At 31.8% G+C, this 13808-nt stretch carries 7 protein-coding genes and 1 other RNA gene; 2 read left to right on the forward strand and 6 right to left on the reverse strand.

The genetic code is table 4. From position 1 onward, the window contains the following. The first annotated feature begins 14 nt into the window (after window positions 1-14). On the forward strand, window positions 15-2816 hold the full coding sequence (locus MDIS_RS00360) for a P110/LppT family adhesin N-terminal domain (protein WP_044635157.1): 2802 nt from the start codon (window positions 15-17) through the stop codon (window positions 2814-2816). A gap of 115 nt (window positions 2817-2931) precedes the next feature. Further along, window positions 2932-3363, forward strand: a complete 432-nt coding sequence (locus MDIS_RS00365; RefSeq protein WP_044635158.1) for a DUF3899 domain-containing protein — start codon at window positions 2932-2934, stop codon at window positions 3361-3363. A 108-nt stretch (window positions 3364-3471) separates the two neighbouring features. On the opposite strand, the gene rnpB is transcribed toward MDIS_RS00365, so the two are convergent. The 6 genes from rnpB to rplJ form a co-directional block, all read right to left on the reverse strand. Then, window positions 3472-3809: RNase P RNA component class B (gene rnpB / locus MDIS_RS04035), an RNA gene on the reverse strand. 397 nt (window positions 3810-4206) lie between these two features. Next, window positions 4207-4557 (reverse strand): tRNA (adenosine(37)-N6)-threonylcarbamoyltransferase complex ATPase subunit type 1 TsaE, encoded by a 351-nt coding sequence (locus tag MDIS_RS00375; protein ID WP_232034177.1) that lies wholly within the window; start codon window positions 4555-4557, stop codon window positions 4207-4209. A gap of 108 nt (window positions 4558-4665) precedes the next feature. Beyond that, entirely contained in the window at window positions 4666-8907 is a 4242-nt protein-coding gene (locus MDIS_RS00380; RefSeq protein WP_044635161.1) for a DNA-directed RNA polymerase subunit beta', read from the reverse strand. A 61-nt stretch (window positions 8908-8968) separates the two neighbouring features. After that, window positions 8969-12619, reverse strand: a complete 3651-nt coding sequence (rpoB, locus tag MDIS_RS00385; protein ID WP_044635162.1) for a DNA-directed RNA polymerase subunit beta — start codon at window positions 12617-12619, stop codon at window positions 8969-8971. A gap of 199 nt (window positions 12620-12818) precedes the next feature. Then, window positions 12819-13184 carry a 50S ribosomal protein L7/L12 gene (rplL, locus tag MDIS_RS00390; RefSeq protein WP_044635163.1) on the reverse strand — a complete coding sequence of 122 codons (366 nt, stop codon included), beginning with the start codon at window positions 13182-13184 and terminating at the stop codon, window positions 12819-12821. Window positions 13185-13197: 13 nt separating this feature from the next. Next, window positions 13198-13695 carry a 50S ribosomal protein L10 gene (gene rplJ, locus MDIS_RS00395; RefSeq protein WP_044635164.1) on the reverse strand — a complete coding sequence of 166 codons (498 nt, stop codon included), beginning with the start codon at window positions 13693-13695 and terminating at the stop codon, window positions 13198-13200. Between the last annotated feature and the right edge of the window lie 113 nt (window positions 13696-13808).

The following is a 13808-nucleotide window of genomic DNA, read 5'->3' on the forward strand; positions in this document are numbered from 1 at the left end:
GGATAAAAATAACTATGAAAAGGATAAAGTTTAAGCATATAATTTTTGCAATTGTTGGAATTAGTGCAATTGTTAGCGCTTCAGTTTCAATTCCGTATGGACTTTCAGTGCAAACTGAAAATTTTAATTTAAAGTTAAAAACTTTTGACAAAAATGCAAAAAATGCAAGTATTTTATCAAGTGCTACTGAATTTAGCAGTGCCGAATTTGATAAATTAGTTACTAATTTAAAACCTAAAGAGAAATTTGCTAAAAGATTGAATGCCTTTGATGCACTAAATTTGCATTTTGATGCAGCTTATAATTTTGACTTAAATCAAGCAGTTGATTTAAGTCAATTAAGTGAAAAATATCCTAATTTTACGTTTAAAATAGTTTTACCATCAAACAAAAATGATGTTCAAATAAAAGATAATAAACTTAAAGATCTAGGAATTAATGTTTCAAATTCAAGTAAATCAGTAAATTATACTACAAAATTTGACCTTGATTTTTCAAAACAGGAAAAATCGTTTCAATTTTCTCCAGAAAATTTAGAAGCATCAATTAGTCTTTCAAAATTAGATTCATTACAGGGCAAAACCGCAACTGAAATTGCAATTTTATTTAACAAATCTTTTGCTAAAAATTTTAGTGAAACTGAAAAAGATGCAACAAAAGCAATTTATAAAACTTTCTCAGAATTTGGTGGAATTTCATTTAAATTAAATTCAGAACCAATTTTTCTTTTGCCTTCAAATTTTGAAATAAAACCAGAATTGCAAACAGAAAAAATAATGTTCACTGAAGTAAACGATGAAGAGAATAAAATCATTTTAAGTATGATTTTATTTGATAAGTTAACTAAAAAAACTGAAAAATTTAGTTTAAATTTTGTTGATTTGCCAAAAACAAATCAAAAATATGAAAACAAATTTTTGGAAATCTTTAAGAAAAACTACGAATTTAACAGCGTAATTTCAAAACATTTAGCAAAAAATAACTCTAGTGTTGCTAAATTATTTGCTAATACTTCTAGTTTAGATAGTCTTAATTTGTCTCAATTTAGTTCTTGATTTACTGAAAAACAAGATGCTAATAATAAATTTTTAGAAGAAATTAAGACATTAATACCTGATTTTGAGCCAAAAAAAGTTACTTTTTCTGTTAAAAAACCGAAAAAAGATCTTAAAAATGAAAATACAGTTTTTGTTGTTTTAAAAGTTGATGGTAGCTTTAAAAACCAAGACGAACTACCGTTAGGTCTAAATTTAGGGGAAAATAATCAATATAGTTACAATTTTGACTTTGAATTTGATGCAACTGAGTCAGTTTATTCTGGTTATTTCAGAAACGCAATTGAAAATTTTGATGCAAAAACAGCAGAAAATCTTAAAAATTTAAACTTTGAAATCAAAAAAGATTTACCAGTTACAATTTTTGCATCAACAATTGATAATACAATCAAACATCTTTTCAATAAACCGCTTGATTTAAAAAATATTTCAAAAACAGCAGCACCACTTTTTGATTTATTGAATTTTTCAGCTAACAAAAAAGATAATTTAGTTGCTAGTGAAGCAAAAACAACAGAAGTTTCTGCGACTTTATTTCAAGATTCGGTAGAATCTGAAAAAAATTCAGTTTCTTTGACTGGTTCTAATTCTAAAAAATCAGAAAATGCGGGAAATTATTTAAAATCTCTTTTTGAAAATTTAGAAAAAACTAATTTTCCACCACATACTTCACTTTTTCTTTCATCTTTTTTCAAAGATAAATACACTTTAAAATTGGAAATTAAAACTGAAGGAATCACAAAAGAAGAATTAGAAGCAAAAATTGATAATGTTTCTAAAGATAATCCAGCATATAAAACATTAGCGGAAAGTGTAAAAATGCATTTATTTTTAGATTGAAAAACAAATTTTGAAGTAAAAGAAGAAGATGAAGGTGGAAAAAAGAAAGAGATTTTAACTTCGATTACTGCAGTTAATAATCCGACTTTAAAGTTTAAAGTAAATGAAGATCCATCAAAAAAATCTAGTCAAAAAGTTTTTTTAGATTCAAAAAATCAAGGAATTTATTTGGCTGAAGGTGGAATTAGTTTAGAAAAACCTGAAACGGATTCTGATTCAACAAAACAACTAAAATTAGACAAAGGTAAAACGCTTTTTTATGCTTTTAAACCGACAAAATTATCAAAAAACCCACTTTTGAAGTACTTTTTGTTAAAAACGGAACAAGAAGATCATAAAAATTTAGGTTTAATAATTTTGCCGCATTTTTTAGCAAAAGGAACCAATGTTATAAATGCTGATTTTCAAAAAGAAGTAACTAAAAAAAACGGAAATTCTGAAGGTGTTGCTACAACTGTTAAATTTACACAGTCAACTTACAACGGTGGTATGAAATTTTTTTACAATGAAAATAAAACTGAAATTCTTACCAAAAAAACCCCAAAAAACCCACTTTTACAAGAACAAGATTTTCTAAACAATCCTAATGCAACAATAATTTTAGCGGTTAATGTTACAGAAAATGATGATAAAAAATCGGTGATTAATTTTTCTTTCTATTCAAGCGAAGAAGACAAAGGTAGAAAAGAACTTTTTAAATGGAGCGAAACTATTCCAGATGATTTTGTTTGAGATTTATCAAAAAGTTTAACAATTGGGACTACAAAATCTTTACGTCAAGGCTTGATTGACAAGCAAGAAAATGCATCGAGAGAGTTTTTAGGTATAACTTTCAAAGGGCTTGCTTTGTTTGATAAACCTGAAAACGTTAATGATTATAATGCTTTTTTTGAAAAATTTAGGAAAGAATATATCGATTAGTGCTTTAATTTTCTAATTATTAATTTTAACTATTCTTAACCTAAAAATAGAGTTTTTAATATATAATTATTGTATTAAAAACTCTATTTATTTTTAAGTTAACCTTGGTTATTTTATGAGATTTAGTTTGTCATTTTTCTTTAATGCGATTTTTCGTCGCAAAATACAAAAGCGTTCAATTTTGGCTTTTATATTTTGAATGATTTTTTTGATTATTGTTGCGATAGTCATTATTTTTGTTCAAAAAAAGCCTTGATATGATGCGGTTTCGATTGTTGGCCTTATTGCAATTTCAATTTCTGCACTTGCAACTGTACTAAGACTTGGTTTGTTTAGCAGTTTTTCGCTTTCATATCATAGATGAAGAATCCAATCGCAAAATAAATTGCTAGAAAAACGTGGGTTTAAACCAGAAAAACAAAAAATTGACTATGCTTTTATTAAAAAAAAGCAAAAGGAACTTTCCCTTTTGCCAATTTTTTTAGGTTTTTTAATTGGATTAATCCTTTTATCAATTAGCCTTCCTTTCCTAATTATTAATTCTTAAATAATTAGGAAAGGAAAAAAATACAATTTTTGATGAAAACGTTTATTTTTGAGATGTTTACTGTTTAAAAAAAAAAAAAAAACAGCGTAAAAGTCGCTGTTTTTTTGCACTAATAAGCCGCGTTCTGTATCAGTCAACCATTTGTCTAAATTTTTTAAACTAAAAGTATTTAAAAAATTTCCCAATCGAAGTTCATTTCCCGAAATTGGGTTCCCTCACCAAAATTTAGGTTTCTAGCTCATGGAGTTTACCGCGTTTCACCTTATTTATTAATTTTTTAAAATTTTAGACAATTATTTAATATAAACAGATAAAAAATTAATAAATAAACTCGTCTCTGTGGCACTTGTCGTCTAAGCTTGGGTTTATTAGACCCAACATGAACACTACTACCATCACAGGTAGTGCTAGCGCGGACTTTCCTCAAATATAAATAAAATAGAATTATAAAACTAAAGTTATTTTAATTATACCTGCGATTGACTTGTGCAAACTATAATTATACCATATAATTCTGTTTGTTGCTTCTGTTGTAGAATTGAAATTTTTATTTTTATGATTAAATAGATAGAAAAATGTCACAAACAAATGAAAAAAATTAGGAATTTGAATATGAAATTGATTTTTAAAAGACTAAATTAGAAATAAAAAGTCAAAATTAAAAACTCACGTTTATAAACGTGAGTTTTAGCACTTTAGTTTAATAAAAAAGTTTATTTTAAATAATTGAATTTAAATATTTTTTTTATTAAAAAAATATTTTTCAAGAAGAAATTGCTGTTTTTTCGTTTTTAAGAAGAAAAACTCTATGAAAACATAGAGTGTTTTTGGTTTTTTTTGAGATTAGTTTCAACAAAATTTAACCTGTCTTGTTTCTAGATTAAGAATTTCAAAATTAATTAGAATTGAGTTTTTTGCAAATTTGCTTAATTTGTTTGCTCATTCGATGAAAACGAAGTTTTCACTGAAATAGTCTTGAAATTCATCAAGTTCACCAGGGTAATTGTCAAGATCGATGTGGACTAATTTTTCGTGTAAGAACATAAAGTTAAAAGAAGGAGATGTGATTTTAGTTTTTATACCGATTTTTTCGGCAAATTTTTTGACAAAATCAGTTTTTCCTGAACCGTAAGAACCGGTTAAGTAGATAAATTGAACGTTTTTTTCGATTATTTTTGCAAAAATAATCTCCAAATCTAAAGAGGTTTTGGAGATTATTTTGTTACAAAAAAGGTAATTTTTACTTAAATTTTCCCAATTCATACAGTGTTTTTTAACTTTTATACAGTTTTTAGAAAACTATTATTGACGAGAGGTTGTTTTCATAAAGAAACTAAACGGATCACGGATGTCAAATTTTGACTTTGACTCATAATTTGAGTTAGTCCCAGCGGGAATTTTGTGTCCAACGATAATGTTTTCTTTTAGACCTTCAAGTTTGTCGATTTGTGAAGAAATTACCGAATGAACAAGGATTTTCGAAGTTTCTTGGTAACTTGCAGCGGCTAAAAATGAGTTAGAAAGGAGCGGAATTTGTTTTGCACCTTTGACGATAATGTTTCCAAAAGCTGGGTTTTTACCTTCAGAAATTAATTGACCATTAACTTCTTGGTATTCACTAATGTCAACAATTGAGCCGATGAAGAAATTAGAATCACCGTTTTCGATAATTTGAATTTTTGAAAGCATTTGGCGAATAATGATTTCGATATACTTATCAGAAATTGTAATTCCTTGCATACGGTAAATTCTTTGAATTTCTTTTAGAAGGTAGTTTTGTAAAGTTCGAGCATCAGAAATCGCCAGTAATTCTTTAAGAATGATTGGACCTTCGACTAGTTTTTGTCCTGGGATAACTTTATCACCAACTTGGACACGAAGTTTCTGACTTTGCTCGACACGAACGATATGTTCGGCTCTTTCGTTTTGTGAAGTTTTGTATTCAATTGAGATTAAAAACCCTTTGTTTGCCGCGTTTTTTTCGGCTAGATCAGAAATTTTGGTGATTGTTCCATAATAAGGCGAAATTTTGGCTGGACGACCTCAAGGATGCTCGTGTGAGTCGATTAGTTCGATTAGACGCGTAAATCCGCCAGTGATGTCTTCAACGTTAGCAACCCCTCCAGTATGGAAAGTACGCATTGTAAGTTGTGTTCCAGGTTCACCGATTGATTGGGCGGCGATAATTCCGACGGCTTCACCGATTGAAACGAGTCGATTTGTCGCTAAATCTTTACCATAACACTTTTTGCAGACACTATTTTTGATATGACAAGATAAAATTGAACGGATTTCAACTTTTTTAACACCAGAACTAACAATTTTTTTGGCAGTTTGTAAATTAATTAATGTTCCCGCACTTGCGAGTTTAATTCCTTTAGAATCATAGACATCTTTGTTCAAAAAGCGACCTTCAATTCTTTCGATTAAAGGCACAATTATTGTATTTGTTTTTGTGTCAATAATATCTTTGACCACAAAACCAAAATCAGAGAAGCAATCATCGGCAGTTACAACGATGTTTTGGGCAACATCGACAAGACGACGAGTGAGATAACCAGATTTTGCGGTGTTAAGCGCGGTATCAGTTAGTCCTTTTCGAGCTCCGTGAGTGGATGAGTAGAATTCAAAAGAGGTTAGACCTTCAAGGAAAGAAGACTTAACTGGAACTTCAACAATTGAACGAACAACACGTTCGTTTTCGGCATCGACTTTAAGTGCTTTAACGTTATTTGCCATTAATCCACGCATTCCAGCGAGTTGGACGAAGTTGGAAATATTTCCCCTTGCCCCTGACTTCATCATCATTACTAGTGAATTTTGATTGTCGTTTGTGACGGAATTGCTAAGATCTTCTTGAATGTCGTTTTTAATTTGGGTTCATTTGGCAATTGCAAGCACATATCTTTCATCATCGGTGATTAAACCTTGATTATAAAAAGTGTTTAATTTATTGATATAATCTTCACCTTCAGCGATAAATTCGTGTTTTTTTGGCGCGATTTTGATATCAGAAATTGCAATTGAAGTTCCTGATAAAGTTGAATAGTGAAATCCTAAATCTTTAATTTTATCAAGAATTGAAGGCACCATGTTGTTATAGTTGAACCAAATTTTTTCAAGAAGATCAACTTTTTCATAGTCTTCAAAAACACGGTAAGTTTCAGTTTTGCCTGATTGTTGTTGACGTTTAAAAAGTTGGCTGAATTCAAAAATTGTAAATTCAGCTAATTTGCTAAGGTGTGAAATTGGAAGTTTTTCACCTTTGTAATCACGAAGTTTTTCGTACATGAGAATGCAATTTTCGTAATTTCCAAAATCAAGTTGATCAATAACGAGAGCAATATCTTCTTTGGCAAGAACGCCGTCGTAAGTATCAAAAATTTGTCTAACAATTTTGGCAATTGTCTTTTTATTTAAAGGCTCGTTAATTTTTAAATTTTTAATATACTCACGGAAATTTGTTCCATAAGGAAGGACGTATTTTTTAATTTGGGCGCGGTAGGTAATTTCTAGTTCATCAACTTTTTGGTCAAAAATGAAAGGGAAATTATCGGGGAAAATTCTGTTGAGAATGAATTTCCCCACTGTTGAAATTATATGCCCACGAATGTTTTTGGCTACAAGCGGTTTAACCGATTCAAAAGGTAGAACAACCCGAGCGTGAAGTTCAACTGATCGGAATTCATAGGCTTTTAGCATTTCTTCGTAAGTAGAAAAGAAAGAACCTTCACCTTTTGCCCCTGCTTTTTCCTGGGAAAGATAGTAAAGTCCGAGCACCATATCTTGCGATGGATTAACGATTGGTTCGCCATCTTTTGGCCCTAAAATGTTTTTATCAGCAAACATTAGTTCTTTAGTTTCGCGAACAGCTTCAGGGGAAATTGGAATGTGAACCGCCATTTGGTCACCGTCAAAGTCGGCGTTAAATCCTGCGGTAACAAGCGGGTGTAATTGAATCGCTTTTGCACGCACAAGTACAGGTTCAAAAGCTTGAATTGAAAGTCGGTGCAAAGTTGGTGCCCTATTTAAAATAATTGGCTTATTTTCGATGACTTTTGCCACGTGTGGTCAAATGATTGGATTTTCTTCTTCAATCATTTTTCGTGCTGATTTAATTGAGGCAACCTTTTTTTCTTGAATTAAATTACGGATAATTCAAGGTTCAAAAAGTACCGCTGCCATTTTCCGCGGCAATCCCGCCTGGTGCATTTTTAGTTTTGGACCGACAACAATAACTGATCTACCAGAATAATCAACCCTTTTTCCGAGAAGATTTTGACGAAATCTTCCTTTTTTTCCAGTTAAGGAATCGGAAATTGATTTCAAAGGACGATTTTCTTTGGTTGTCACTTGGTTACTTGTCTTTTTCTGGTTATCAATTAGGGCATCAATTGCTTCTTGGAGCATACGCATTTCGTTTTGAATAATGATAACAGGAGCTTCTGCATCTTTTCATCTTTTTAGCCGATTATTTCTGATAATGATTCGGCGGTATAATTCGTTGCAATCACTTGTAGAATGACGGGAACCATCAAGTTGGACAAGTGGGCGTAAATCTGCGGGAATTACTGGTAAATTTTTAATAATCATTGCTTTTGGATCTTGACCTGAGTTGATAAAAGCATTAATTACCTGTAATCTTTTATAGAGTTTGTCCCGTTTTTGGTTTTTGATAACCACTTTTTTGTTATGAATAATTTGCTTTTGCAAAATTGCAAGTTCGGCTTCGACTTCAGCTTTTTCAGCTTGCAAGTCTAATTTATCAAGTAAATATTCGATTGCAGCAGTTCCAGTAGCAATTTTTGCCTGTGAAAATTCTTCAATTATTTCGTTTAGTTCGTAATAATCAATCCCGTATTCACGGCCGATTTTACTTGATGCGACTTCAGTAAGTTCGGATAAAGCATCTGCGACTGCTTCGTATTCATCGGTTCCAGGGGTGTAGGATTCAAGAATTTCAACAAGGGCGTTTTTATAAATAAGACCTGCTTCAGAAATGTCGATAATTTTGTTTTTTTGGAGTGATTTTAGCCCGCCCGTTTCTAAAACTATATGTGATTTATAGTAAATTATTTGTTCGAGCGCGGATTTAGTGATGTTGGAAGTGATTTTGTCGCCTTCAAAAACTTTTAGTCCTAGCAATTTAGCAACAATAGAATGGTCAATTTTGAAAAATCAAAAATGGAGAATCGGTGCATTAAGCGAAATATGTCCCATTGCGTAACGACGTGATAATTTTGACATTATCTGTGATTTTGAAACTTGACATTCTTTAGTGGTAATACAAAGTTGATTTTCGTTTGCTTTTCGGTATTTTCGACCACAAATTGAACATTTAAAATCAACAAGTGGACCAAAAATTAATTCATCGAAAAGTCCGCCACGCTCTGGTTTGAAAGTTTTGTAATTGATTGTTTCTGGTTTATAAACTTCACCACGTGATCAATCAAGCACATCTTGTGGTGTCGCCAAAGCAAGCGAAATTTTTTCGATTGAATTTTCATAAATTTTCGCGTATTGTCGTGAAACTTTTGTGTTCATTTTTTAAATTCTCCTTTAAAAACGGGAACAATTTCTTTTTTTGTCAAGAATGAAATTTATTTTAATCAAAATCAACATTTTCTTCGTCAAATTCGAATTGGTCATCAACTTTTTCAAGTTGTATACGACCCTCGTTGTCAAATTCGTCAATGAAATCAACAGGAATTTCTGTAAAGTCTATTGCTACTTTTTCTTCCTCTTCTTGTTCTTCAGGTTGATCTTTTTTGTGAACTTCAAGTTTGATTAAAAGACCACGGAGTTCGTAAGCTAAAACATTGAATGACTCTGGAGTTCCAGGGCGAGGGATTTTTCCACCAGAAATTATGTTATTATAAAGCAAATTACGACCTTGAATGTTATCTGATTTGTAGGTTAGAAGTTCTGATAAAACTGAAGTTGCACCAAAAGATTCGAGCGCTCAAGTTTCCATTTCCCCGAATCTTTGCCCACCATTTTGTGATTTTCCACCTAAAGGTTGCTGTGTTGTTAGTGAATAAGGTCCGATTGATCTTGCATGCATTTTATCATCAACCATATGTTGTAATTTCAGCATATACATATAACCAACAGAAACTGGATTCTCAAAAGCTTGACCAGTAATTCCGTCAAATAATTTGAATTTTCCTGATTCAGGAATATTTGCCTCGGCAAACAAACTTTTGATAGTATCAATTTTAATTCCGTCAAAAACTGGGGTGACAAATTTTGTATTTAATCTTTTTGCTGCCATTCCAAGGTGCAATTCTAAAACTTGACCGATATTCATCCGCGAAGGCACACCTTGCGGGTTTAGGACGACATCAACGGGAGTTCCGTCTTCTAAAAACGGCATATCTTCAACTGGAAGAACTATCGAAACAACACCTTTATTTCCGTGCCGACCTGCCATTTTGTCGCCAACTTTAACCTTTCTTTTTTGGGCGATCAAGATTTTAACAAGCATTCCGACACCTTCTTCGAGATTGTCACCTTGATCGCGAGAAAGAATTTGAACATCGATAACGGTTCCGCCTTCACCATTTTTAACACGAAGTGAAGTGTCTTTTTGTGCAAGTGCTTTTTTACCCCAAATTGCCGCCATTAATTTTTCTTCAGCGGTTGGATTATCTTCTCCTTTTGGCGATGTTCTTCCGACTAAAATATCACCAGTATCAACTTCTGAACCAACGATTACGATTCCGTTAGCATCAAGATGGGCGCGTGATTTTGTCGAAGCATTAGGAACTTCGGCAGTTAGAACATCGTTTCCTGCTTTTGAAGAACGGAATTTAATAGTTTGTTCCTGAATGTGAATTGAGGTAAAAACATCGTCTTTTACGAGCTTTTCGCTTAAAATGATGGCATCTTCGTAATTATAACCATATCAAGTGCTGAAAGCAACAAGAACATTTTTTCCAAGGGCAAGTTCACCGTTGTCAGTTGAAGGACCATCGCAAATTAGTTGTCCTTTTTTGACAACATCACCAACTTTAACTGTTGGTTTTTGTAAAATTAGTGTTTCTTGGTTGGACTTTTCAAAAGCACGTAAATAATGAATTTTTTGTGATTCGCCATCGTTAATAATGACTTTTTTTGAATCGACAAAAACTACTTTTCCACTAACGGTTGCGCGTAAATTGGTTGCTGAAAAGCGGGCAATATCAGATTCAATTCCAGTTGCAACAAGCGGTGCTTCTGATTTAATAAGCGGCACTGCTTGACGTTGCATGTTTGAACCCATAAGCGCACGGTTAGCATCGTTATTTTCCAAAAAAGGAATTGCTGATGCTGAAATTGAAGTCATTTGCATTGAAGAAACATCGATATAATCGACTTGTTCTGAGTCAAGAACAAGGTAAGTTTGATTTTTTCGAACTGTTAATTTATCAGCAACAATTCTATTTTTTTTGTCAATTTCGATTGAAGATTGGGCAAAACTTAGTCCGTATTCTTCCGCGGCTGTAAGTCAATGAACTTGTTTAAAATCGACAACGCGATTTGTTACTTTATAATAAGGGGTGATAATAAAACCGTATTTATTGATTTTTGAAAAAACAGAAAAATTAAGAATTAAACCGATGTTTTGACCTTCAGGAGTTTCAACAGGACAAATTCGACCGTAGTGAGTTGAGTGCACATCCCGAACCTCAAATTGGGCGGTATCACGATTTAGACCTCCAGGACCAAGAGAAGTAACTCTTCTTTTGTTTGCCATTTCACCAAGAGGATTAATTTGATCCATAAATTGTGATAGTTTTGATGAGTTGAAAAAATTTTTAAATTGGTTATAAATCGGTTTGTTATTAATAACAGATTTTACTGTTAACTGTGAAAGGTCAGATTTTGATGAAATTCTTTCTTTACTATTTTTTTCAATTTTAGTTAAAGCAATTAAAAATTGGTTCTGTAAAAGTTCGCCAACACTTACAATTCGTTTGTTAATTAGCGAATCAGGGTCGTCGTTTTTTCCTAAATTGTGTAATAAATTGAAATAATAAGAAACAATTGCAATAATATCTGATAAAACCAAAGTTGTTTCAGTTAAATTTGGATCAGTTGCAATAACATTAATAGGTTCGCTATCTTGCAACATTGCTTTTTTGTTTGGTCAAACTTTTACAATTGCGACATAGATTCTTTCGCCTAAATTTTGATTACGACTAATTTGTAATTGGCGAGCATAAATTGATGAATCAACACCTTCAATTTTTGAAAGTTCAATTTCAGAGTTATTGAATTTTTCTTGAATTTCAAGCGCAATTTTACGAGTAATATAAGTACCTTTTTTGTATAAAGTTTGCTTTTTTTTGTTAACAATATCTTCGGCAAGGTAGGATTGTGAAATTCGGTCAATTAAATTAAGTTTAGAATTGAGCATATAACGCCCAGTTGCCGATAAATTATAACGTCTTTCATTGAAAATAATTGACGGAATTAAATTTTTCAGTCCCTCTTCGGTTACACGGTCATCTTTGCGAATAATTCGGTAGATTAGTTCTAAATTGTCCTCAATTGAATCAATTTTGTGTTTTCGAATTGATTCTTGAAGTTCAACTGAACTACCAAAATATTTACGAATTGTTTCGTTAGTGAATCCAAGCGCTTTTAAAAACGCAATCAACGGAATATTTTTATGTTTATCAACACGAAATTTAACAGTATCAACTTGATTCCCTGTAACTTTATGGAAAATTTCCATTCATGAACCTAATTGCGGAATAATTTCCACTTTGTTAAAAAGATCATCGGCTTGTCGATTCCGCACATTTTCACGAAAACAAACACCTGGTGAACGGATTAATTGTGAAACAATAACTTTTTCAAAGCCATTTATGATAAAAGTTCCGCCTTGAGTCATAAATGGAAACTCGGAAAGCAAAATTTCTTGCTCTTCCATTTCTCCATCTTCGACTTGAATTTTAACTAAAGTAACATAAACTCTGGCAGCGTATGTTTTTCCTTTAATTTTTGCTTCACGGATCGCTAAATATTCGTTTTCAGGTTTTTCAACCCGAAGTGAATCAGGGCGAAATTTAATTTCTAATTTCCCATTTGAAGAAACAATTGGAAAAATTTTCTCAAAAGCCTGCGGAATTCCTGAATAAATAAATCAATCAAAAGAATCACGGAGTGAATCTAGAAAATCTGGAGTTTCCAAAGTGTTGTTTGTTTTACCATAAAAACGTCGGTCAGTGCCGATTCCATATGATCTTAAATTGTATAAGTGGTTCATTTTTTCACCCCTTTTTAATTTTTTCCATAAGTTTTTAAATTATATTAGAAAAGAGAAAAAACAGAAATTTTTTTAATAACTTTTAAAAAAATAAGGAAAAAGTTGACTGGGATATTTTCTTATTTCTAATAAGAAAATAAATAAAAATGGTGTTTACACACCTTTTTTATGTTAATTTGCAATTTTTTTTGACAAAAAATTAGTCAATAGAAACTTCTGCCCCAGCTTCAACTAGTTTAGTTTTGTATTCTTCAGCTTCTTCGGGTTTGATTGCCTCTTTAATTACGGAAGGAGCAGCATCAACAAGTTTTTTAGCTTCCATTAAACTTAATCCTAACAAGTCTTTAACTACTTTAATTACGGCAACTTTTTGTTGTCCAGCTGATTTTAATGTTAATTTAACTTCGGTTTTTACTTCGGCTGCAGCGGTTGGAGCGGCGGCAACGGCAACGGCAGACGGATCAACACCAAATTCTTCTTTAAGAGCATCAACAAATTCCATAACTTCTTTAATTGACATCTCTTTTAATGATTCAATAAATTGTTCTTTTGTAATTTTAGCCATTTCTATCCCTTTCTTAGGCGGTTATTTTTTGCTCATCGATTAATAATTTAAGACCAAAAGCCAATTGTTTTAATGGACTTTGGAGCGCAGAAGCTAGCATTGTAATTGCTTCTGTATAGTTTGGAAGTGATGCGATAACAGTATTTTCTTCGCTAGAAACAACTGCTTTTTCATAAATTCCACCTTTGAGAATTAAAAGTGGTTGTTCTTTTGCGTTTTTTGCAATTATTTTTGCAGGCGCAATCGGATCTGTTGTTCCAAAAGCGAATAAATTTGGACCAATTAAATCGCTTTTAAGATTTGAATACCCTGAATTTTCAGCTGCAATTTTGAAAAGACGATTTTTGTATACTTTAGAAAAAACGCCAGAAGATTTAAACTCTTGACGTAGTTGTTGTAATTCAGCGACAGTAAGTCCACGGTATTCAACAATCGCAAGCGAAGAAGAATCAGTCAGTAACTTTTCAATTTCAGCAACAGTTTCAACTTTTTTCTTACGAAAACTATTCAATTTTGCTCTCCTTTCTTTTAAAAATAGGGGCAATACTTGAAAGATACATTCAAATAACAAATTAAGTCAAAAAAATGACAGTTATTATCTCTATGTATTGCGTTAAAATTATA

This window comes from Mesomycoplasma dispar, assembly GCF_000941075.1.
Classification (GTDB): domain Bacteria; phylum Bacillota_I; class Bacilli_A; order Mycoplasmatales; family Metamycoplasmataceae; genus Mesomycoplasma; species Mesomycoplasma dispar.